This window comes from Kitasatospora sp. NPDC101176 (assembly GCF_044768035.1).
In the GTDB taxonomy this organism is placed as follows: domain Bacteria; phylum Actinomycetota; class Actinomycetes; order Streptomycetales; family Streptomycetaceae; genus Kitasatospora.
In genome coordinates, this window is sequence record NZ_JBIWPA010000050.1 from 1 (window position 1) to 21,763 (window position 21,763).

At 74.1% G+C, this 21,763-nt stretch carries 18 protein-coding genes; 14 read left to right on the forward strand and 4 right to left on the reverse strand.

Annotated features, from left to right (window positions below; genetic code table 11):
• The first annotated feature begins 280 nt into the window (after positions 1-280).
• From ACIRS1_RS37590 to ACIRS1_RS37605, 4 genes are all read left to right on the forward strand, one after another.
• The gene (locus ACIRS1_RS37590) at positions 281-2,869 is read left to right on the forward strand and encodes an ATP-binding protein (RefSeq protein WP_402847112.1); all 2,589 of its coding nucleotides are present in this window, start codon (positions 281-283) and stop codon (positions 2,867-2,869) included.
• A gap of 116 nt (positions 2,870-2,985) precedes the next feature.
• The gene (locus tag ACIRS1_RS37595; RefSeq protein WP_350749961.1) at positions 2,986-3,666 is read left to right on the forward strand and encodes a response regulator; all 681 of its coding nucleotides are present in this window, start codon (positions 2,986-2,988) and stop codon (positions 3,664-3,666) included.
• A gap of 65 nt (positions 3,667-3,731) precedes the next feature.
• Positions 3,732-4,139 (forward strand): OB-fold nucleic acid binding domain-containing protein, encoded by a 408-nt coding sequence (locus ACIRS1_RS37600; protein ID WP_360211659.1) that lies wholly within the window; start codon positions 3,732-3,734, stop codon positions 4,137-4,139.
• A 2-nt stretch (positions 4,140-4,141) separates the two neighbouring features.
• Entirely contained in the window at positions 4,142-4,942 is an 801-nt protein-coding gene (locus ACIRS1_RS37605) for a DUF3159 domain-containing protein (RefSeq protein WP_402847115.1), read from the forward strand.
• 73 nt (positions 4,943-5,015) lie between these two features.
• On the opposite strand, the gene ACIRS1_RS37610 is transcribed toward ACIRS1_RS37605, so the two are convergent.
• Both ACIRS1_RS37610 and ACIRS1_RS37615 read right to left on the reverse strand, forming a co-directional pair.
• Positions 5,016-5,687 (reverse strand): TrkA family potassium uptake protein, encoded by a 672-nt coding sequence (locus tag ACIRS1_RS37610; RefSeq protein ID WP_218206906.1) that lies wholly within the window; start codon positions 5,685-5,687, stop codon positions 5,016-5,018.
• Positions 5,687-6,355 (reverse strand): potassium channel family protein, encoded by a 669-nt coding sequence (locus tag ACIRS1_RS37615; protein ID WP_402847117.1) that lies wholly within the window; start codon positions 6,353-6,355, stop codon positions 5,687-5,689. Before ACIRS1_RS37615 ends, ACIRS1_RS37610 begins: the two co-directional genes overlap by 1 nt.
• 235 nt (positions 6,356-6,590) lie before the next feature.
• Here ACIRS1_RS37615 and ACIRS1_RS37620 point away from each other — a divergent pair, with 235 nt between their 5' ends.
• Positions 6,591-8,666 carry an APC family permease gene (locus ACIRS1_RS37620; protein WP_402847119.1) on the forward strand — a complete coding sequence of 692 codons (2,076 nt, stop codon included), beginning with the start codon at positions 6,591-6,593 and terminating at the stop codon, positions 8,664-8,666.
• 401 nt (positions 8,667-9,067) lie between these two features.
• Complete coding sequence (locus ACIRS1_RS37625; RefSeq protein ID WP_387898637.1) at positions 9,068-10,414, forward strand: class I SAM-dependent RNA methyltransferase; 1,347 nt, start codon at positions 9,068-9,070, stop codon at positions 10,412-10,414.
• 96 nt (positions 10,415-10,510) lie between these two features.
• Here the strand turns inward: ACIRS1_RS37625 and ACIRS1_RS37630 are convergent, their stop codons facing one another.
• Positions 10,511-10,708, reverse strand: a complete 198-nt coding sequence (locus tag ACIRS1_RS37630) for a hypothetical protein (protein ID WP_360211651.1) — start codon at positions 10,706-10,708, stop codon at positions 10,511-10,513.
• 418 nt (positions 10,709-11,126) lie between these two features.
• Here ACIRS1_RS37630 and ACIRS1_RS37635 point away from each other — a divergent pair, with 418 nt between their 5' ends.
• The 4 genes from ACIRS1_RS37635 to ACIRS1_RS37650 all read left to right on the forward strand — a co-directional run bounded on the left by ACIRS1_RS37635 (position 11,127) and on the right by ACIRS1_RS37650 (position 15,848).
• Positions 11,127-12,086 (forward strand): LysR family transcriptional regulator, encoded by a 960-nt coding sequence (locus ACIRS1_RS37635; RefSeq protein ID WP_360211649.1) that lies wholly within the window; start codon positions 11,127-11,129, stop codon positions 12,084-12,086.
• A 234-nt stretch (positions 12,087-12,320) separates the two neighbouring features.
• A complete protein-coding gene (locus ACIRS1_RS37640; RefSeq protein ID WP_402847123.1) occupies positions 12,321-14,963 on the forward strand; it encodes a collagenase in 2,643 nt (880 codons plus the stop codon).
• 229 nt (positions 14,964-15,192) lie between these two features.
• Positions 15,193-15,429, forward strand: a complete 237-nt coding sequence (locus ACIRS1_RS37645) for a toxin-antitoxin system HicB family antitoxin (RefSeq protein ID WP_360211645.1) — start codon at positions 15,193-15,195, stop codon at positions 15,427-15,429.
• Complete coding sequence (locus tag ACIRS1_RS37650) at positions 15,426-15,848, forward strand: fic family toxin-antitoxin system, toxin component (protein ID WP_360211643.1); 423 nt, start codon at positions 15,426-15,428, stop codon at positions 15,846-15,848. The genes ACIRS1_RS37645 and ACIRS1_RS37650 overlap by 4 nt, the downstream gene beginning before the upstream one ends.
• Before the next feature lie 151 nt (positions 15,849-15,999).
• On the opposite strand, the gene ACIRS1_RS37655 is transcribed toward ACIRS1_RS37650, so the two are convergent.
• Positions 16,000-16,860 (reverse strand): GNAT family N-acetyltransferase, encoded by an 861-nt coding sequence (locus ACIRS1_RS37655; protein WP_402847126.1) that lies wholly within the window; start codon positions 16,858-16,860, stop codon positions 16,000-16,002.
• Between the two features lie 250 nt (positions 16,861-17,110).
• On the opposite strand from ACIRS1_RS37655, the gene ACIRS1_RS37660 reads away from it, so the two are divergent.
• The 4 genes from ACIRS1_RS37660 (at position 17,111) to ACIRS1_RS37675 (ending at position 21,542) form a co-directional block, all read left to right on the forward strand.
• A complete protein-coding gene (locus tag ACIRS1_RS37660) occupies positions 17,111-18,130 on the forward strand; it encodes a RimK family alpha-L-glutamate ligase (protein ID WP_402847127.1) in 1,020 nt (339 codons plus the stop codon).
• Positions 18,127-18,915 (forward strand): RimK family alpha-L-glutamate ligase, encoded by a 789-nt coding sequence (locus tag ACIRS1_RS37665; RefSeq protein WP_402847130.1) that lies wholly within the window; start codon positions 18,127-18,129, stop codon positions 18,913-18,915. Before ACIRS1_RS37660 ends, ACIRS1_RS37665 begins: the two co-directional genes overlap by 4 nt.
• Before the next feature lie 213 nt (positions 18,916-19,128).
• The gene (locus tag ACIRS1_RS37670) at positions 19,129-19,959 is read left to right on the forward strand and encodes a putative RNA methyltransferase (RefSeq protein ID WP_402847131.1); all 831 of its coding nucleotides are present in this window, start codon (positions 19,129-19,131) and stop codon (positions 19,957-19,959) included.
• Positions 19,960-20,183: 224 nt separating this feature from the next.
• A complete protein-coding gene (locus ACIRS1_RS37675; RefSeq protein WP_402847133.1) occupies positions 20,184-21,542 on the forward strand; it encodes an AAA family ATPase in 1,359 nt (452 codons plus the stop codon).
• Positions 21,543-21,763 lie beyond the last annotated feature (221 nt).

Consider the following 21,763-nt stretch of genomic DNA (forward strand, 5'->3'; position numbering starts at 1 on the left):
TGCAGGGGGGACCCTGTGGGAGAGTAGGACGCCGCCGAACAATCATTCACGAAGAACCCCCGCCGGGATATCCGGCGGGGGTTCTTCGCGTTTCCCGGACGTCTTCCGGGGACCTGCGCCCGCTCCCCGGCGAGGGGCCGGGCGCCGTCAATATGCCGCTAAAACCGCGTGATCAGTGCACGGATCAGCGGAAATCCGCCGCTCACGCCGTAGTCTCGCAGGGAGGGGAACAGGTGTCCGGGGGTGGCTGCCGGGCAGGTCCGGATCAAGAATGGTGCTCATGGGACGAGGCAGGCTGCGCATCTACCTCGGGGCTGCCCCCGGGGTCGGCAAGACGTACGCCATGCTCGCCGAGGCGCACCGGCGCCGGCAGCGTGGCACGGACGTCGTGGTCGCCTTCGTGGAGGACCACGGCAGGCTGCGGACCGCGGAGCTCGTGGACGGGCTGGAGGTCGTGCCGCGGCGGCAGGTGGCGCACCGCGGGGCCGTGTTCACGGAGATGGACGTGGACGCCGTGCTGGCCCGCCGTCCGCAGGTGGCGCTGGTGGACGAGCTGCCGCACACCAACGTCCCCGGCTGCCGCCATGCGAAGCGCTGGCAGGACGTGGAGGAGCTGCTGGCGGCCGGCATCGACGTGATCTCCACCGTCAACATCCAGCACCTCGAGTCGCTGGGCGACGCCGTCGAGGGCATCACCGGGGTGCGCCAGCGGGAGACCGTGCCGGACGAGGTGGTCCGCCGGGCCGACCAGATCGAGCTGGTCGACATGTCCCCGCAGGCGCTGCGGCGCCGGCTGGCGCACGGCAACGTGTACGCGCCGGAGAAGATCGACGCCGCCCTGGCGAACTACTTCCGTCCCGGGAACCTGACCGCGCTGCGCGAACTGGCGCTGCTGTGGACGGCCGACCGGGTGGACGAGTACCTGCAGAAGTACCGGGCCGAGCAGGGCATCGAGGGGACCTGGCAGGCACGGGAGCGGATCGTGGTCGGCCTGACCGGCGGTCCGGAGGGCGCGACGCTGATCCGCCGTGCGGCCCGGATCGCGGCGAGGGTCTCCGGGGGCGAGCTGCTCGCGGTCCACATCTCGCGTTCGGACGGGCTCTCCGGGTCCGGGTCTCCGCAGGCGCTGATCGAGCAGCGGGCGCTGGTGGAGAGCCTCGGCGGGACGTTCCACGCGGTGCTGGGCGACGATCCGGCCGGCGGGCTGCTGGACTTCGCCCGGGGGGTGAACGCGACCCAGATCGTGCTGGGCACCAGCCGCCGGCCGGCCTGGCAGTACCTCTACGGGCCGGGCGTGGGCACCACGGTGACCCGGGAGGCCGGCGACATCGACGTCCACATGGTCACCCACGAGCACGCCGGGCACGGGCGCGGCCGGGTGCCGGTGCGCCGGATCACCGACCTGGGGCGGTCCCGGACGATCGCGGGCTGGCTGATCGGGCTCGCCGGCCCGCCGGTGCTGGCCCTGGTGCTGAACGCCGTCGGCGGGCTGGGCCTCTCCACCGACATGCTGCTGTTCCTGGCCCTGACGGTGTGCGCGGCGCTGGTCGGCGGGCTGCTGCCGGCGATCGCCTCGGCACTGGTCGGCTCGTCGGTGCTGAACTACTACTTCACGCCGCCGCTGCACACCTTCACGATCAACGAGCCGCAGAACATCATGGCGGTGGCGATATTCACGGTGGTCGGCATCTCGGTCGCCTCGGTGGTGGACCTGGCGGCCCGGCGCACCCACCAGGCGGCCCGCAGCCAGACGGAGGCACAGACGCTCAGCGCCCTGGCCGGGACGGTGCTGCGCGGTGCGCCCAACGGGGACGGTGTGCTGACCGCCCTGATGGAGCAGGTGCGGGAGACCTTCGGGCAGGAGAGCGCGGCGCTGCTGGAGCGCCCGGAGCCGCTCGCCCCCTGGGCGACGGTGGCGGCCGCGGGCCCGCGGCCGCCGGAGCGGCCGGAGGAGGCCGACGTGGACGTCCCCGTCGGGGACAGCCTGGCACTGGTGCTGCGCGGCCGGGTGCTGCCGGGGGCGGACCGGCGCCTGCTGGGCGCCTTCGCGGCGCAGGCCGCCGTGGTGCTGGAGCGTCGCCGGCTGGCGAGGGAGGCCGTCGCCGCGCGCCGGGAGGCGGAGGGCAACCGGATCCGCACCGCCCTGCTGGCCGCCGTCTCGCACGATCTGCGCACCCCGCTGGCCGGCATCAAGGCCTCCGTCAGCTCGCTGCGTTCGGCCGACGTGGAGTGGGACCCGGAGGACGAGGCGGAGCTGTTGGCCGGCATCGAGGCCGGGGCCGACCGGCTCGATCACCTGATCAACAACCTGCTGGACATGAGCCGGCTGCAGACCGGTACCGTCACCCCGCTGATCCAGGAGACCGACCTGGACGAGGTGGTGCCGTTCGCGCTCGGCGGGGTGCCGCCGGAGGCCGTGCGCCTGGACGTGCCCGAGACGCTGCCGATGATCCGGGCCGACGGCGGCCTGCTGGAGCGCTCGCTGGCGAACCTGGTCGAGAACGCCGTCAAGTACAGCCCGGACGGTGTGAAGGTCCTGGTCAAGGCCGACGCCCTGCAGCAGCCGGGCGGGCCGGGCCGGGTCGAGCTGCGGATCGTCGACCGCGGCCCGGGCGTGCCCGAGGACGCCAAGGAGCGGATCTTCGCGCCGTTCCAGCGCTACGGGGACGCGCCGCGCGGCGCCGGGGTTGGCCTCGGGCTGGCGGTGGCGCGCGGCTTCGTCGAGGCGATGGACGGCACCGTCACCGCCGAGGACACCCCGGGCGGCGGCCTGACCATGGTCGTCAGCCTGCCCGCCGCCGAGCGCCCGGCGGATCCGGCGGAGGCGGTCGGCGACGGCCGGGATCCGCTCTCGCGGCTGATCACGTGACCGCCGGCGCCGCACCCCGCGGCCCCTGCGTTCCGGCGCCCCCCGGAACCTCCGCAGCGCAGTACCCCAGTACCCCAGTCCGCAAGTCCGACAGCCCCGAAAGGCGGAGCCCGCACATGACCCGGGTCCTCGTCGTGGACGACGAACCGCAGATCGTCCGCGCGCTGGTGATCAACCTCAAGGCCCGCAAGTACGAGGTCGACGCGGCCCATGACGGCGCGAGCGCCCTGGAGCTGGCCGCGGCGCGCCATCCGGACGTCGTCGTGCTCGACCTCGGCCTGCCCGACATGGACGGCGTCGAGGTGATCCGCGGTCTGCGCGGCTGGACCAGGGTGCCGATCATCGTGCTGTCGGCCCGGCACGCCTCGGACGAGAAGGTCGAGGCCCTGGACGCCGGCGCCGACGACTACGTCACCAAGCCGTTCGGCATGGACGAGCTGCTGGCCCGGATGCGCGCCGCGGTGCGCCGGGCCGAGCCGGTCGCCGGCGAGGACGACTCCCTGGTGGTCACCGAGAGCTTCACCGTCGACCTCGCGGCGAAGAAGGTCAACCGGGACGGCACCGACGTCCGCCTCACTCCGACCGAGTGGCACCTGCTGGAGGTGCTGGTCCGCAACGCCGGCCGGCTGGTCAGCCAGACCCAGCTGCTGCAGGAGGTGTGGGGCCCGGCCTACCGCACGGAGACCAACTACCTGCGGGTCTACCTCGCGCAGCTGCGCCGGAAGCTGGAGCGCGACCCCTCCCACCCGCGCCACTTCATCACCGAACCGGGCATGGGGTACCGGTTCGAGGGCTGACCACGGGCTCCCCCGGCGGCCGCACGGCCTGCCGCCGGGGGCACGGAAACCGGTACCCTTCCGACATGAGTGGTGACAACAGCAGCGACCAGCCGCAGGGGCGTTTCCGCCGCATGCTCAGCCGGCTGACCTCCTCGGCCGAGGAGCTGCAGGCCGAGGAGCTGCGCCAGGAGAGCGCGGCGGAATCGGGCTGCACGCCGATCGCCGGGTGCTCGGACCGCGAGCTGGTCACCGTGGCGGGCACGCTGCGCACGGTGACCCTGCGCCCGCGGGCGGGGGTGCCGGCCCTGGAGGCCGAACTCTTCGACGGCACCGAGGCGCTGGACGTGGTCTGGCTCGGCCGCCGCTCGATCGCGGGCATAGAGCCGGGCCGCCGGCTGGTCGCCAGCGGCCGGATCAGTCACGCACGCGGGCGCCGCGTGCTGTTCAACCCCCGCTACGAGCTGCGTCCGGTCGGACACGGGAGCGAATGAGCGTGAGCAACCAGCCCGGCGGCGAGTCCGCCGCCCAGCTCGACCTGGCCGCCGCCCACCACGCGTCGACCGCGCCGCACGGAGTGGACGAGGCGGGTGCGGCCGTCCGCGAGGCCGTCGTGCTCAGCGAGGCCGAGGAGGCGGCCCGCAAGGCCGCCGCCTCCAAGGAGGCCGCCGACACCGTCCTGCAGGCCTTCGGCGGCGTGCGCGGCATGATCGACATGACGCTGCCCGGCCTGGTCTTCATCGTCACGTACAACATCACCCACCAGGTCAGCTCCGCCGCCTGGGCGGCGCTGGCCCTGTGCGCGGTGTTCGTGGTGACCAGGCTGGCCCGGCGGGAGACCGTCCAGCACGCCTTCAGCGGGGTGTTCGGCGTCGCCCTGGGCGCCTGGATCGCGATGAAGAGCGGCCGCGCCGAGGACTTCTACCTGCCCGGCCTGCTGTGGAACGTCGCCTACTGCATCGCCCTCGCGGTCTCCGCCCTGGTGCGCTGGCCGATGATCGGCGTGATGCTCGGCCCGGTCACCGGCGAGATGTTCACCTGGCGCAAGGAGAACCCGGGCCGCTTCGCCGCCTACACCAAGGCGACCTGGGCCTGGGTGGTGATCATGGGCCTCAAGCCGGTGGTCCTGTTCCCGCTGTACTTCACCCACAACGTCAACCTGCTCGGCTGGCTGAAGGTCGCCCTCGGCATCCCGCCGATGCTGCTGGCGATGTACGTCACCTGGCAGATCCTGCTGAAGGCGCCGCCGCCGATCAAGGCGCAGCTGGACGACGACGACGAGGAGCCGGCCGGCTAGCCGGCGACGGACGGACCGAGGGCGAGGGCCCGCACCCACCGGGGTGCGGGCCCTCGCCCTCGTCGTGGTGGCCCTACTGGGCGCCGGAGGTCGCCGAGAGCAGGTCCTCGAGCTCCTCCTCGCGCTCCTGCGCGGCCACGAAGAGCAGCTCGTCGCCGCCCTCCAGGGTGTCGTCCTTGCCCGGCACCAGCACCCGGCCCTCGCGGATGATCGTCACCAGGGCGGTGTCCTGCGGCCAGGCCACGTCGCCCACCCGGGTGCCGACCAGCTCGGTGTCGGCCGCCAGGGTCAGCTCGACCAGGTTGGCGTTGCCCTGGCTGAAGCGCATCAGGCGGACCAGGTCGCCGACGCTGACCGCCTCCTCGACCAGGGCGGACATCAGGCGCGGGGTGGACACGGCGACGTCCACGCCCCAGGACTCGTTGAAGAGCCACTCGTTCTTCGGGTTGTTCACCCGGGCGACGACCCGCGGCACCGCGTACTCGGTCTTGGCGAGCAGCGAGACGACCAGGTTCACCTTGTCGTCGCCGGTCGCGGCGATCACCACGTGGCAGCGCTGCAGGGCGGCCTCGTCCAGCGAGGTGATCTCGCAGGCGTCGGCCAGCAGCCACTCGGCCATCGGCACCCGCTCCACCGAGATGGAGTTGGGGTTCTTGTCTATCAGCAGGACCTCGTGGCCGTTCTCCAGCAGCTCGCCCGCGATCGAGCGGCCCACGGCACCGGCCCCGGCAATGGCGACCCGCATCAGTGACCCTCCTCCTTCGGCGCCTGCGCGAACGCGGCCTCGACCGCCGTCAGGTCGCCCCGGCGCAGCATCACGTGCACCAGGTCGCCTTCCTGCACCACCATCTGGGGCGTGGGCAGCACGCCCTCGCCGAGCCGGGTGACGAACGCCACCCGGGCGCCGGAGGCCTCCTCCATGAGGCCGATGCGCCGGCCCACCCACGCCGGGTCGTACGCGACCTCGGCCAGCTGGACGCCACCGCTCGGGTCCTGCCACAGCGGCTCGGAGCCGCTCGGCAGCAGCCGGCGCAGCATCTGGTCGGCGGTCCAGCGGACCGTCGCCACGGTCGGGATGCCCAGCCGCTGGTAGACCTCGGCACGGCGGGGGTCGTAGATCCGGGCCGCGACGTTCTCGACGCCGAAGTTCTCCCGGGCCACCCGGGCCGCGATGATGTTGGAGTTGTCGCCGCTGGAGACCGCGGCGAACGCGCCGGCCTCCTCGATGCCCGCCTCGCGCAGGGTGTCCTGGTCGAAGCCGACGCCGGTCACCCGGCGCCCGTTGAAGCCGGCGCCCAGCCGACGGAACGCGGTCGGGTCCTGGTCGACGACGGCCACCGAGTGGCCCTGTTTCTCCAGAGCTCTCGCGAGGGCCGAGCCCACGCGGCCGCAGCCCATGATGACGATGTGCACCGGCGCTACCTCACCCGTCCCGTAGGGTTCTTGACCTGCGCAAACACCGTTCATCTCCCTTTCCCGCCCGGCATCCCGGGACGAGCGTTCTCGTGGGGCGCCGACCCCGCAACGCATGTGTTGCCCGTCGGCTCGTATCCGACACGCTAGCCGGTCCGTAGTACGCAGTCGCGACGAAGGGGGGGACAAACGGCGGAGCATTGCTCGGGAGCCCCTACGATTCCTTAACGTGCCTATGCCGACTGACCTACCGAAACGCATCCTGATCGGGCGCGCCCTGCGCAGCGACAAGCTGGGCGAAACGCTTCTCCCCAAGCGGATCGCGCTGCCCGTCTTCGCCTCGGACGCGCTCTCCTCGGTCGCGTACGCCCCCGAGGAAATCCTGCTCACGCTGTCCGTGGCGGGCGCCTCGGCGATCCACTTCTCGTGGCAGATCGGCCTCGTCGTCGCCATCGTGATGCTCGCCGTGGTCGCCTCCTACCGGCAGAACGTCCACGCCTATCCGAGTGGCGGCGGCGACTACGAGGTCGCCACCGTGAACCACGGGCCCAACTCCGGCCTCGTCGTCGCGAGCGCCCTGATGGTCGACTACGTGCTCACCGTGGCCGTCTCCACCACCTCGGGCGTCGCCAACGTCGTCTCCGCCGTGCCCTCACTGCGCGGCCACGAGCTGACCCTGTCGGTCGTCGTGGTCGTGATCCTGATGGGCATGAACCTGCGCGGTGTGCGGGAGTCCGGCTCCGCCTTCGCCGTCCCGACCTACGCCTTCATGGTCGGCGTGATCGGCATGGTCGGCTACGGGGTCTTCCGGCACTTCGTGCTGGGCCAGGACATGCCCGCCGAGAGCTCCGGCTTCCACCTCGCCGCGACCCCGGGCAACGACTCGCTGGCCGGCTTCGCGATGGTGTTCCTGCTGCTCAAGTCGTTCTCCTCCGGTTGTGCCGCGCTCACCGGCGTGGAGGCGATCTCCAACGGCGTCCCGGCCTTCCGCAAGCCGAAGAGCAAGAACGCCGCCACCACGCTGCTGATGATGGCCAGCATCGCCGTCGTGATGTTCATGGGCATCATCTGGCTGGCCCGCCTCACCGGCGTCCAGATGGCCGAGAACCCGACCGAGCAGCTCGTCGGCTCCTCGGCCGACTACCACCAGAAGACCGCGCTCGCCCAGATCAGCGAAGCCGTCTTCAACAACTTCACGCCCGGCTTCTACTTCGTCGCCGCCGTCACCGGCCTGATCCTGGTGCTCGCCGCCAACACGGCCTTCAACGGCTTCCCGGTGCTCGGCTCGATCCTCGCCCAGGACCGCTACCTGCCGCGCCAGCTGCACACCCGCGGTGACCGGCTGGCCTTCTCCAACGGCATCATCCTGCTGGCGATCGCCGCGATCCTGTTCGTCGTCGCCTTCAACGCCGAGCCGAACCGGCTGATCCAGCTGTACATCGTCGGCGTCTTCGTGTCCTTCAACATGAGCCAGTCCGGCATGATCCGGCACTGGACCAGGCTGCTGCGCACCGAGACCGACCCGGCCAAGCGCCGCCACATGCAGCGCAGCCGGGCGATCAACACCTTCGGCCTGGTGATGACCATGGCCGTGCTGATCGTCGTCCTGGTGACCAAGATCAGCCACGCCTGGATCGCGATCGCGGCGATGGTCGTCCTGTTCGTGATGATGAAGGGCATCCGCCGCCACTACGACCGGGTCTCCCACGAGCTCACCGCCGCGGAGGAGCCCGACGACGTGGTGCTGCCCACCCGGGTGCACGCCATCGTGCTGGTCTCCAAGCTGCACAAGCCGGCGCTGCGCGCCCTGGCCTACGCCCGGCTCGCCCGTGCGCACACCCTGGAGGCCGTCTCGGTCAACGTCGACCCGGAGGACACCGCGGCGCTGCGCCGGGAGTGGGACGAGCGCGGCATCGAGGTGCCGCTCAAGGTGCTGGACTCGCCGTTCCGCGAGATCACCGGTCCGGTCCTGGACTACGTCAAGAACCTGCGCCGCAGCAGCCCGCGCGACGTGGTGTCGGTCTACATCCCCGAGTACGTCGTCGGCCACTGGTACGAGCACCTGCTGCACAACCAGAGCGCGCTGCGGCTCAAGGGGCGCCTGCTGTTCAAGCCCGGCGTGATGGTCACCTCGGTGCCGTGGCAGCTGGAGTCCTCCGAGCGGCGCAAGCCGCAGAAGGCCTGGTCCGCGCCGGGTGCCGTCCGCCGTGGCGAGCCGCGGGCGCCGAAGGCCGTACAGTCGAAGGATTCCGTCGCCCCCGGTCCGAGCACCGGGGCCCCCTCCGACCGCAGCAAGGACTCCTCCCAGTGACCCGCAACAATCCGCCCCGTTCCTCCGGCGGCTCCGGCAAGGGCGCCCGTCGGGGCGGCACCCAGCCCGGGCAGGCAGCCCGGCCGCGCTGGGGCAAGCCGTCCCGTCCGGAGGCCACCGACCGCGACGGGTACACCGCGCGCACCGCGCCGCTCGCCCCGGGCGAGCGGACGCAGGAGCCGTCGACGGGCCGTGGCGGCTCCGCTGCGGCCCCGGCCGCGGCGGGCAAGGGCTCCCCGGCGGCCGGCAAGGGCGCCTCGCCGCAGGGCGGGGGCCGGACGGCCGCGGGCAGGGACGCTGCAGGTAAGGCCTCCGCGGGCAAGGACGCGGCGGGCCGGTCGGCCGGCAAGGGCGGGTCGGGCAAGGCCCCGCGCAAGCAGGCCGTGCGGCCGCCGAAGGCGCTGCGCACCACCGCCCGGGCGGCCCGGCCCGAGACGCCGTCCGGTGACCCGCTCGTCGGGCAGCGCTACGAGGTCGAGGTCGGCCCGGTCGCGCACGGCGGCGGTCACTGCGTGGCCCGGCACGAGGGCCGGGTGCTGTTCGTCCGGCACGCGCTGCCGGGCGAGAAGGTCGTCGCGCTGGTCACCGAGGGCACCACGACGTCCCGGTTCCTGCGCGCCGACGCCGTCGAGGTCCTGGAGCCCGCCAAGGAGCGGATCGCTCCGCCGTGCCCGTTCTCCGGGCCCGGCAAGTGCGGCGGCTGCGACTGGCAGCACGTCACCCCCGGCGGGCAGCGCAAGCTCAAGGGCCAGGTGCTCACCGAGCAGCTGGCCAAGCTGGCCGGGCTCACCCCGGCCGAGGCGGGCTGGGACGGCAGCGTCGAGCCGGTCGGCGGCAAGCTCCCGGCCGGGCAGGTGCCGGCCTGGCGCACCCGGGTGCAGTACGCGGTGGACGCGGAGACCGGCAAGGTCGGCCTGCGCAAGCACCGCTCGCACGAGGTGCAGCCGGTGGACCGCTGCCTGATCGCCGCCGAGGGCGTGACCGAGCTGGGCGTCGAGGGCCGGGACTGGCCGGGCGTCGCCTCGGTCGAGGTGTTCGCCGCGACCGGCTCCTCGGACCGCCAGGTCGTGCTGACCCCGCGCCCCGGCGCCCAGCTGCCGCTGGTCGAGCTGGACAAGCCGGTCTCGATCGCCCGGGTGGACGAGCAGGGCGACGTGCACCGCGTGCACGGGCGCTCCTTCGTCCGCGAGCGGGCGGCCGGGCGGACCTGGCGGGTCAGCAACGGCGGCTTCTGGCAGATCCACCCCGAGGCGCCGGACACCCTGGTCGACGCCGTCCTGGACGGCCTGGACCCGCAGTGGGGCGAGAACGCGCTCGACCTGTACTGCGGTGTGGGCCTGTTCGCGGGCGCGCTGGCCGACCGGGTCGGCGAGGAGGGCGCGGTGCTCGGCATCGAGTCCGCCAAGCAGGCCGTGGTCGACGCCCGGCACAACCTGGCCGCGCTGGACAACGTCCAGATCGAGTGCGACCGGGTGGAGACGCTGCTGCCGCGCACCGGCATCACCGCCACCGACCTGATCGTCCTGGACCCGCCGCGCTCCGGCGCCGGGCGGGAGACCGTCGCGCACCTGGTCGGCCTGGAGGCGCGCCGCATCGCGTACGTCGCCTGTGACCCGGCGGCGCTCGCCCGGGACCTGGCGTTCTTCCGCGAGGGCGGCTACCGGCCGGTGTCCCTGCGGGCCTTCGACCTGTTCCCGATGACGCACCACTTCGAGTGCGTCGCGATCCTGGAGCCGGCCGGGCAGTGACCCGCGGTCGGCGCGGTCCGACATGACGACGAGGCGGTGCCCGGGGTCCTCCGGGTGCCGCCTCCGTCCTTGTCGGGTGCCCTGCGCGGGATGCCGTCAGGGTTCGTTGCGTTCCTCCTCGTCGGCGCTGTGCGGGAGGTCGATCCCGTGCTGGGCGGCGAGCCGGAGCAGTCCGGCGATCCGGCCCTCGTAAGCGTCGACGCCGTCGGCGTCCTCTTCGGCCCGGGCCGCCGCGAGGTCCCGGCGGGCCTGGGCGAGCTGCTCGCGCAGCTCCTGGTCGAACATCGCTGTCATTGCCGGCCTCCACACCGGTCGGTGCCGCTCCGCGGAAAGCTCAGGAGAGTTCAGAGTCCCGGAAGATGAAGGACTCTTCAAGTCTCACTCGTCCTGGTGGGGGGGTGGCGTCGGGCGGTGCGGGGGCCGGGGCCGGGGGGCGGTGCGGGGGTCCGTGACGGCGCGCCGTCGGCGGGGTGCCGGGGGACGTGACCGGGCGGGCGCGGGCTGGCGGCGGGCCGGAGGCCGACCGGGGCCGGTCAGAGGCCGGTCAGGGGCCGTCAGGGGGACGCAATGCGCGGGTGAAGGCGGCTGCCGGTGCGGCCGTCCGGGCCACGGCAGGGGCTTGACGTGGCGATTCGCGCGGGGCGAAGGTGAGCGGCCGACATGTCATGTGTGCTGTTGCACTGCCGTCCGCCGGGGCGCGAGGGGGAGGGTCATGGAGCTGGAACTGCGGCACCTGCGCGTGCTGTGCGCCATCGCCGACACCGGGAGCGTCGGCCGGGCCGCCGTCCTGCTCGGTGCCTCGCAGCCGGCCACCAGCACGCAGCTGCGCCGGATCGAGCGCCACCTGGGCGCCCCGCTGTTCGAGCGCACGGCCGCCGGCGTGGCGCCGACCTGCTTCGGCGTCGAGGTGGTCGCCGCCGCGCGCGACCTGCTCACCCGCGCCGACTGCCTGGGCCGCCGCCCGACGGCCCCCGACGGACCGGTCCGCCAGGAGCTGCGTCTGGCCGCGACGATCTCGCCGATCCTGCCCGGGCTGGTCACCCGGGCCCGGCACCAGCGGCCCGAGCAGCGCTTCACGCTGAGCTCCGTCTACCGCTCCTCCGACATCGTCGAGCTGCTGGAGCAGGGCGACGCCGAGGCCGCCGTCGCCGTCGACTACCCCGGCCGGGAGCTGCGGCACTCGCCGGCCGTCGCGCACCGCGGCATCGTCACCGAGCCGGCCTTCGTGGTGCTCCCGGCCGGCCACCGGCTGCGGCACCGCACCGAGATCGCGCTGGTGGACCTGGCCGAGGAGGACTGGTTCCTCACCCCCGACGACGGGGCCGGCTGGCACGCCGTCTTCTACGGCGCCTGCGCCGCGGCGGGCTTCACCCCGGTGACCGTGCACGAGTTCCTCGGCGGTCGGCTGGAGCTGCAGGAGATGATCGCGGCCGGGCTCGGCATCTCCGTCGTCCAGGCGACCACCCGCCCGCTGGCGGAGGTGCTGGTGAAGCCGCTCGCGGGGACCCCGATCTGGGTCCGCCACCTGCTGGCCTGGCGGGCCGCGGGGGTGAGCGGGGAGGTGGTGGAGACGCTGTTCGGTGCGGCGGCCGCGGCCTACCGGGACCTGATCTCCGGTTCGCCGACCTTCCAGGCCTGGGCGGCGCGGACGTACCGGCCGGTCCGGCCGTAGGCCGTCGCGGGGCGGGCGGGCCGCGCGGGGCGGTTCCGCGGGCGGTCCGGGCGGCGGGTCCTCGTTCCGGCGTTCCCCCGAACGCCCCTGGTGGGGCGGTGTTATGCCGGACGCGCCTCATGTCATATGACCTGTGACATTGTTCTGACGCGGCGCCCGATGGCAGGATCACGTCGACTTCCCCCATGCCTCGGCAGTAGTCCAGTCACCGCCCCCACGGAGAAGGACCCCAGAGTGCGCCTTCGCATACCCCTGCCCACGCTCATGGCCGGCGTCGTCGCCGGCTGTGCCACCGCCGCGACCCTGCTGCCGGTCCCCGCGCTCGCCGCGCCCGGGCCCTCGGCCCGGCCGTCCACCGCCGCACCGGCGGCGGGCACCGGCACCGGCGCCGCCACCGCCGTTCCCCAACCGCTGGGCGCCTTCCTCACGGCCGACCCCGCCGAGTCCGTGGCGCCCGCCGTGGCGCCCGCCGCCGCACCGCTGCCGCCCGCGCTGCTCGGCCAGGCCGTGCTGGGCCAGCCGGCCGGCACCACCGTGCAGACCGCGCCCGCCCCGGGCCGCCCGCAGGCACCCGCGGCCGCCGCCCGCCACGCGAGCGGGGAGGCCGGCGCGTTGAAGGCGGCCGCCGCCGGCGCGGCAACGGCAGCTGCCGCGCAGAGCTGCACCCCGGCCGACTTCGGCAGCCGCAGCGGCTCCGACCTGGTCTCCTTCCTCGAGAGCTCGACCACGGACTGCGTCAACACGCTGTTCAACGTCACCGGCGCCGACGCGGGCCGGATCTTCAAGGAACCGCAGATGCTCACCGTGGCCAAGGCCTACCAGGGCCTGGCGGCGACCTACGCCGGGAACAACTCCGCCGGCATCCTCCAGCTCGTGCTCTTCCTGCGGGCCGGCTACTACGTGCAGTCCAACAACGCGGGCGCGGTCGGGCCCTACGACGCCGCGCTCACCGCCGCCAGCAAGGCCGGACTCGACGCCTTCTTCGCGGGGCGGCACTGGACGGACGTCACCGACGACAACGGCGCGGTGCTCGCCGAGGTGCTGGTCCTCACCGACAGCGCCAACCTGCAGGGCTCCTACCTGGGCGTCTACAAGCAGGTGCTGAACGGCTACGACGCCTCGTACAACGCCTTCCCGAAGATGCTCAAGGCCGTCAACTCCGTGCTGTCCGCGCCACTGTGGCGGGGCAACTGGAACACCGACTTCGTCCGGGCCGTCAGCGCCGACCCGAGCATCGGCACCGCCCTGGGCTCCTTCGCGATCAACCACAAGGACCTGCTGGGCACCGCCAACGCCTACCTCGACGTCAACGCGGGCAACGACCTCGGCCGGATGGCCGGCGACGGCCCCGCCGTCGAGGCCGCCGTCAAGGGCCAGGTCAAGGCGGTGCTCGACGCCTCCCGGATCACCGGCCCCACCGGCCCGCTGTACGTCCACACCGCCTACCAGGCCAACGCCTTCGACCCCGGCCAGTGCTCCTACTACGGCACCTGCGACCTGCCGGCGAAGCTCACCGCGGCCGTGCTGCCCGCCCAACTGGTCTGCGACAACCGCACCATCCAGACCGAGGCGCTGTCGCCCGCCGACCTGGCCGCCGTCTGCGCCAGCCTGCGCGGTGAGGACACCTTCTTCCACAACCTGGTGAAGGACGGCGGGCCGGTCAACCCGTACGGCAAGGACCTCACCCTCGCGGTCTTCGCCAACCAGGCCGACTACCTGACCTACTCCTGGGCGATCTTCGGCAACTCCACCAACAACGGCGGCCAGACCGTCATGGACCCGACCGACCCGAACAACCGGGCCGTGTGCGTGATGTACCAGAAGTCGTGGAACGACGGCTTCACCGCCAACGTGTGGAACCTCAACCACGAGTACACGCACTACCTCGACGGCATCTACGACATGAAGGGCAACTTCTCCACGGAGATCTCCGTGCCCGACATCTGGTGGATCGAGGGCGTCGCCGAGTACGAGTCCTACGCCTACCGCGGCACCACCGACACCCAGGCGATGGCCGAGGCCGCCAAGCACACCTACAAGCTCAGCACCGTCTTCCAGAACACCTACGACAACTCGGACACGGTGCGCACCTACCCGTGGGGCTACCTCGCCGTCCGCTACATGGTCGAGAAGCACCCGGCGGACGTCCAGGCCATGCTCGGCCGCTTCCGCACCGGCGACTACCCGGGCGGCTACGCCGTCTACAACGGGATCGGCACCGGCTACGACGCCGACTTCGACGCCTGGCTCGATGCCTGCGCCGGCGGCGCCTGCTACGCGGCCGGCCCGACCGCGCTCTTCGACCAGAGCGTCAGCGGACCCACCGTCACGCTGACCGACCGGTCCGTGCAGACCGGCCCCGGCCGGATCACCGGCTGGCACTGGACCTTCGGCGACGGCACCTCGTCCGACCAGCGGAACCCGTCGCACGGCTACGCCGCCGCGGGCACCTACACCGTCGCGCTGACCGTCACCGACGACACCGGCCGGACCGCCAGCACCCCGGCCTCCGTCACCGTCACCACCGGGACCGGCACCACCACCCCGCCGGCCTGCACCGACCAGCGCACCGACGCGCTCGGCCAGAACTGCTCGCGCGCCGGCCGCACCGCCACCGCCGGCAACCTCGACTACCTGTACGTCTACCTGCCGGCCGGCACCAGCACGCTGAAGGTCACCACCTCCGGCGGCACCGGCACCGCGTACCTGTACTACAACGCGGACACCTGGGCCTCGCCGAACGCCTTCACCGCCTCCTCGACCAACCCGGGCACCGCGCAGAGCATCACGGTGACCAACCCGACCGCGGGCTACCGCTACGTGAGCCTGTACGCCGCCACCGACTTCAGCGGGGTGACGGTCAGCACCCAGTTCTGATCCCGGACCGGTTCTGATCCGGTTCCGGTTCCGGCTCCGGGTTCGACTCCGGGCGGCCACGGCCGCGGCTCCTCGCCGCGGGCGTGGCCGTCGCGCGTTCAGGGGGTGCTCGGGCGGCCGGGGCCTCGGGGCCTACGGGGGTGCGGGGGTGCGGGGGGCTCGTTCGGGGCGTGCGGCGCCGGTGCGCGCGCCCTTGTTGTGCTAGCACTTCAGCGCTAGCTTGGGATTCATGGGTAAGAAGCAGCTGAACGTCCGGGTGGACGCCACGACCGCCGAGATGGCCCGGGAACGGGCGGAGCAGCAGGGGATCAGCATGAACCAGTACATCGAGCGCCTGGTCCAGCAGGACATGGGCGAGGCGGGGCGGGCCTTCGTCGACGCGGCGGCCCAGTTCATGAAGGAGTACGAGACGGCCTTCCTCGCCGAGTTCGGGGAGCCGGGCGACCTGCAGGACGTGCGCCGTTGAAACTGGAGGTCGACCTCTCGTGGCTGCTCATGACCGCCGAGCAGTACACCCCCGGTGACCCGCAGGTCACCGACTACGGATCACTGCTCGCGGCCGTCACCCGGCACCAGGCGGAGATCTTCGACATCGACGTCTACCCCGAACCGCAGGACCGCGCCGCCGCCCTGATGCACCAGCTGATCCGGGTGCCGGCCCTGGAGAAGACCAACGAACTCTTCGCGACGGCCGTCGCCTACGCCTACCTGGTCGCCAGCGGCTGCACCGTCGCCACCACCGCGCGCGAGGTGCGCAGCCTCGCCCGGGCCATCCGGGAGGGCCGGCTCGGGGTGTCGGGCGTCGCCGAGCGGCTGTCGGCGTGGGTGGTGGACGAGGCCGAGGGGGAGGGCGTCAGCGGGGCGGAGGACGAGGACGACGACTGACGGCCGTCCCCGTCCCGGCCGGTCCTTCCGCCGCCGCTTCGCCCCCGTCCCGGTCGCCCCGCGCTCGGGGCGGTACCGCCCCGCCGGCCGTCCGACCGGCCCGACCGACCTCTGCGGTCGGGCCGCCGTGCGGCCTCCGGGGCCGGGGAGGTCAGGATCCGGACCGCTCCGGGGCCGGTTCGGCGATCAGGGCCGTCGCGAACGGGCGGAACCCCGCCCGGCGGTAGATCCGGGCGACGTCCTCGTCGGCCGCGGACAGGAACACCGTCCGCACGCCGTTCGCCCGCGCGTGCGCGACCAGGGCGGCCGTCACCGCCAGGCCCAGCCCGCGCCGCCGCGCCGACGGCAGCGTTCCCACCCCGGCCACCTCCGTGACCGCGCCGACCGGATTGTGCTGGCCCGCGCAGAGCGCCGAGCCGTCCGCCAGCGCGGCGGCCAGCACGGTGGTGCCGTCGGTGATCCGACCCGCGATCCGCTCCACCGTGCCCTCCGCGACCATCCGCCCGACGGCCTCCGCCAGCTCCGCCGCACCGGCGGTGCCCACCCCGGTGCCCGGGTCGCCGAACGCCAGGTGCGGGACGGTGACGGCGGACGCCAGCTCCGGCGCGTCCGCGGCCAGGACCCGCACCCGCGTCCCCTCCGGCAGCCCGGGCAGCGGGGCCGGTTCGTCCCCGGGGCCCAGCACCAGCAGCGGGTGCTCGTGCACCACCAGCCCGGCGGCCTCCACCGCGGCGCGCAGCGCGGGGTCGTGCTCGGCCACCCACTCGAACGCCTCCGGCAGCCCCAGCTCGCGCTGACGCCCCAGTACCCGCCGGACGTCCGCGGCGGTGGCGGCCGGGCCCCGGTGGCCGAGCGTGGGGCGGGCGTAGTACGGCCAGCCCGCGCCCTCGCGGACGAACAGGGTCAGCGGGCCGAAGTCCTCGGCCCGGGCGGCGCTGCGCGGCACGGCGTCGTAGTAGCGCTCGATCGCGTCGAGCAGGGAACGGTCGGGATCATGATCGGCAGAAGTCACGGCGTGCATCCAAGCAGGGGGCCCGCCGGGGCCGCCACCGCTTTGTCCCCGGAGCCCGCCGCCGTCCGCGCGCGTCTCCCGGACCGGCACCCGCCGCCCGGCACCGGGCCGGGAGCCCGATTGTTGCCGAACGCTTACCGGCTCGCAGCGATCTTGTGTGTACACCGCGTGGCATGCTGATGCCTTCACAACTGCCGGAGGGGGACGGCGGACGTCCGCACTCGGCAAGGCAAGGGGGGAAGACAGGCCCATGAGGCTCTGCTTTCTGGTGGAGGAGCACTACCGGCAGGACGGCATGCCGCTCGACGTGGTGCGCCGGCTCACCGAGTGGGGACACCACGTGGACGTGCTGCGCCCCGGTGACTCGCTGATGGCGATCTCCGAGGCGGTCCGGGCCGGCAGCCACGACGCCTGGGTGCTCAAGACGGTGTCCGGCGGTCCCGGGCTCACCCTGCTGGAGGCGGCGGCCGCCGTCGGCCTCACCACCGTCAACGACGTCCGCTCCATCCGGAGCGTCCGCGACAAGGCGCTCGCCTCCGTGATCGCCCGCACCCGCGGCCTGCCCGTCCCCGTGACCTACGCCGCCGCCCGCTGGGAGCGGCTCGCCGAGATCCCCGCCGCCGAGTACCCGCTCGTGGTGAAGCCCGCCGACGGCAGCTCCGGGCGCGCCGTGCGGCTCGTGACCAGCCCCGACCACCTGCTCGACCTCGGCCCCGAGCTCGCCGGCGAGGGGCTGCTGATCGCCCAGCCGTACGTGCCCAACTCCGGTACCGACCTCAAGGTGTACTGCGTCGACGGGGAACTCTTCGCGACGGAACGTTCCTCCCCGATCCACCCCGGGCAGGGCGTCCGCGAACGACAGGTGCCGCTGCCCGCCGAGGTCGCCCGGATCGCGGCGCAGGTCGGCGAGGTGTTCGGACTCGACCTGTACGGCGTCGACGTGCTGCTCGGACCGGACGGGCCGGTGGTCGTGGACATCAACGACTTCCCGAGCTTCCGCAAGGTGCCGGACGCGGTGTCCAGGGTCGCCCGGGCGGTGCTGCGGCTCGCGCGCAGCGGGACGGCCGTCTCGGCGCCCGCCCCGGCGCTGGTTCCGGCCGGCGGAGGGTTCGGCGGGGTGGACCTCGGCGGCGGTGAGTTCGCGGGCCGGGACCTCGGCGGCGGCGAGTTCGGTGGTCGGGACTTCTCGGGCCGGGACTTCGGCGGCGAGTTCGGTGGTGACTTCGGCGGTCGGGACTTCGGTGCGCGGGACTTCGGCGGGGCGATATGAGGATCGGGCTGATCACCGGCGACCCCGGGCACCCGGTGCTCGCGGCGACCGCCGCACTGCTGGGGCGCCGGCACGAGGTGCTGGCCGTCGACCCCGCCGGACCGGCGGACGCGTCGGCGGACGCCTACCTGCTCAAGGCCCGCACGCCGCAGGCACTCGCGCTCGCCCGGGAGCTGGAGCGCCGCGGTGCGCCCGTCGTCAACTCGGCCGCGGCGACCGAACTCTGCCAGGACCGGGTGCGGATGGCCGAGCTCGCGCGCGGCGCCGGGCTCCCCTTCGCGGCCACCGGTGACGCCGGCCGGCTGGCCGAACTCGTCGCCCCCGCCTACCCGTTCGTGGTCAAGAGCCGGCACAGCAGGCGGCACGACCTGGTCGCCCGGGTCGACGACCCCGACCGGCTGCGCGAACTCGCCGCGCGCTGGCCCGACGAGCCCGTCGTCACCCAGCCCTTCGTCCCGGGGACCGGCTGGGACCAGAAGCTGTGGGTGGTCGACCGGCAGGTCTTCGCGGCCCGCCGGCAGTCCGAACTCGCCTCCGGCTCGGGGAAGTCGGGGCCGGCCGAGGACTGGGAGCCGCCCGCCGACCGGGCCGCGCTCGCCCTGCGCGTCGGGGAGGTGTTCGGGCTCGACGTCTACGGCGTCGACCTGCTCGACGGCCCGGCGGAGCCCGTCATCGTCGACGTCAACGCCTTCCCCGGCATCCGCGGCCGGGCCGGTGCGCCCGAGGCGCTCGCCGCGCTCGCCCTGCGCGTCGCGGCGGAGCGGGGGCGGATCCCGGTCGGGTAGCCCGGTCGGGGAGCGGTCGGGGAGCGGTGCCGCGCCGTCGTCGCCGGGCAGACCGAACCGGGGGCGGGCAGGTGCGAGGGCACGGCTCCGGCCCGGTCGGCCCGGAGGGCCTAGGCTGGCTGCCCAGGGCCACCGGGCCAGCAGGACCCCGGGGCGTCCGGGGACCTGCGGGTCCGCGGGTGCGCGGGGCGAACGGCGAGAGAAGACGGAACGTTGCTGCAGGACATCGAGCACTACCTGGCGTGCCCCCTCTGCGCGCAGGCCCTCACCCGGCACGACCGCACCCTGCGCTGCCCCGCCGGACACAGCTTCGACCTCGCCAAGCAGGGCTACGTCAGCCTCCTCGCCGGCGACGCCCACACCGGCACCGGTGACACCGCGGAGATGGTCGCCGCCCGCGCCGACTTCCTCGCCGCCGGCCACTACCGGCCCATCGCCGAGGCCCTCGCGGAGGAGGCCGGGGCCGCCGACCCCGACGGCCTCGTCGCCGACCTGGGCGCCGGCACCGGCCACTACCTGGCCCACGTGCTCGACGCCCTGCCCGACCGCGCCGGCGCCGCCCTGGACATCTCCAAGTACGCGCTGCGCCGCGCGGCCAGGGCCCACCCCCGGATTGGCGCCGTGGTCTGCGACGCCTGGCGGCCGTTGCCGTTGCGGGACGCCTCCGCCGGGCTGATGCTCAACGTCTTCGCACCCCGCAACGGGCCCGAGATCCGCCGGGTGCTGCGACCCGGCGCCACCCTGCTGCTGGTCTCGCCCACCTCGCGCCACCTGCGCGAACTCGTCGACGCGCTGGGGCTGCTGTCGGTCGACGAGGAGAAGCAGCGGCGGATCGACGAGAAGCTCAACCCCCACCTGACCCCGGCCGGGCAGCGGCAGGTCGAGTTCACCCTGCGGCTCGGCCCGGACGAGGTCCGCACCGTCGTCGGCATGGGTCCCAGCGCCTGGCACACCGACCCCGGCCGGCTCGCCGAGGCCCTCGCCGGGCTGCCCGACCCGGTCGAGGTCACCGCCTCGGTGACGGTGGCCGCCTACCGGCGCTGAGCGGTGCGGGGCCGGGACGCCGCGGCCGAGGCCTCCGGTGACGGCGCGGCCCACGCCGTCGATGACGGCACAGGCACAGGCACAGGCGCAGGCGCAGGCGTGGGCGGTCGGCGGCCGCCCGGCGCTGCGCGGTCGGTCACCGGACCGGGCGGGTCCGCCACGTTGGGATGAATCTGCCGAGCAGGCACGTTTCTGCCGACCGGGCTGCGGCTAACGTCCGACGGGTGAACCGCGACGCCACCCGGCCCGCCGCGCCGGCCCACCTCCGACCGGGCGCCCCGGGGCCCGATCGGCCGCCCGTAACACGCCCCACGGTCGAGGAGCTCCGGCTCACCTCGTTCAAGTCCTACCGGCGGGCCGTCCTGCCGCTCGCCCCCCTCACCGTCCTGCACGGGCCCGCCGGGGTGGGCAAGTCCAACGCCCTCGACGCCCTCGCCGTGCTCTCCCGGCTCGCCCTCGGGGAGGAGGTCGCCGGCTCCCTCGACGGACTGCCGGACCGGACCGGCCCCCTCGCCAAGCCCGTCCGGGGCGGCCTCGCCGGCTGCGTCCCGCACGGGCGGGACGCGATCATCCTCGGTTGCACCGTCCGCTCCCCGCACGGCCGGATCCGGCTCGACGTCGTCATGCGCACCGACGGCCCGGTCCGGATCGCCCGCGAATCGCTCACCCTGGACGGCCGCACCCTCGTCGACACCGGCGAGCAGGACGTCCGCAAGCGGCGCGTCAACGTCTGCTGGCACAACGACACCCGCCAGGGCGACATCCGGGCGCCCTTCCCCAGCGGCACCATGATCAGCGCGCAGCTCCCGCTGCGCGTCGCCGGCTCCTCCCCGGGCGAACGTCTGGTCCTCGCCGCCACGGAGGACCTGCTCACCGCCCTGCGCGAGGTCTTCCCCGTCCACCCCGTCCCCGCCCTCATGCGGGGCTGGGCCCGCCCCGACCCGCAGGCCCGGTTGCGCAGCAACGCGGCCAACGTCTCCGCCGTCATCGCCCGGCTGGCCGGCGAGTGCCCGCGGCGCTACGGGCAGCTGCTGCGCGTCGTCCAGTCCGCCGCCCCGCACCCGCTGCTCGGGCTCGCCCTCGCGCACCGCGGCGAAGGGCCGGAACAGCGCGTCCTCGCGGTCTTCGACGAGGGCGTCCTCGGGCGGACCGGTGCCGACCAGGCCTCCGACGGGATGCTGCGCCACCTCGCCTTCGCCGCCGTGCTCCTCACCGGCGCCGGCGTGCTCGACCTCGACCCGGCCGCCGAGGTGCCCTGGGCGCACCGGCAGCTCACCGTGCTCGCCGAGGACCTCGGGGCCGGGCTCTCCACCGAGCAGACCGCCTCGCTGCTGCGGCTCGCACGGGAGATGTCGGGACGCAATCAGCTGCGGGTCCTGGCCGCGCTGCAGGAACCGGCGGCGGCGCGGGAGGCGCTGGGCGCGGCCGACCTGGGCGCGGGCGCGGCCGCGCTGGTCGAGTGCCGGCGCGACCCGGACTCCGGGCACACCGTGCTGCGGTCCGGGGCGGCCCGGGTGCCGGCCCAGTGCGGGCGGGGGGACGCGGCGGGAGCGGCGGCGGATGAGGTAGACCTGGACGGGTGAACGAACGAGTGACGGGGCCGGCGGAGCCGGCCGGGGCTGCGGGGGCCGGGGGCGCGGTGGGCTCTGCGGGGGCCCGGGCTGCTGAGGGGGACGGGGGCGCTGCGGGATCCGCGGGGTCGGCGGCGTCGCCGGGGTTGCCGGGGTCCGTTGGATCGCCGGAGCCCGCGGGATCGCCGGGGGCCGTGGGATCGCCGGGGGCGCCGGAGCCCTCGGGCCCGACG

Excerpts from the sequence above, each read along its gene's own strand:
- ACIRS1_RS37590 (WP_402847112.1), top strand. The coding sequence starts at position 281 with ATGGGACGAGGCAGGCTGCGCATCTACCTCGGGGCTGCCCCCGGGGTC.
- ACIRS1_RS37595 (WP_350749961.1), top strand. The coding sequence starts at position 2,986 with ATGACCCGGGTCCTCGTCGTGGACGACGAACCGCAGATCGTCCGCGCG.
- ACIRS1_RS37600 (WP_360211659.1), top strand. The coding sequence starts at position 3,732 with ATGAGTGGTGACAACAGCAGCGACCAGCCGCAGGGGCGTTTCCGCCGC.
- ACIRS1_RS37610 (WP_218206906.1), bottom strand. The coding sequence starts at position 5,687 with ATGCGGGTCGCCATTGCCGGGGCCGGTGCCGTGGGCCGCTCGATCGCG.
- ACIRS1_RS37620 (WP_402847119.1), top strand. The coding sequence starts at position 6,591 with ATGCCGACTGACCTACCGAAACGCATCCTGATCGGGCGCGCCCTGCGC.
- ACIRS1_RS37630 (WP_360211651.1), bottom strand. The coding sequence starts at position 10,708 with ATGACAGCGATGTTCGACCAGGAGCTGCGCGAGCAGCTCGCCCAGGCC.
- ACIRS1_RS37635 (WP_360211649.1), top strand. The coding sequence starts at position 11,127 with ATGGAGCTGGAACTGCGGCACCTGCGCGTGCTGTGCGCCATCGCCGAC.
- ACIRS1_RS37645 (WP_360211645.1), top strand. The coding sequence starts at position 15,193 with ATGGGTAAGAAGCAGCTGAACGTCCGGGTGGACGCCACGACCGCCGAG.
- ACIRS1_RS37660 (WP_402847127.1), top strand. The coding sequence starts at position 17,111 with ATGAGGCTCTGCTTTCTGGTGGAGGAGCACTACCGGCAGGACGGCATG.
- ACIRS1_RS37665 (WP_402847130.1), top strand. The coding sequence starts at position 18,127 with ATGAGGATCGGGCTGATCACCGGCGACCCCGGGCACCCGGTGCTCGCG.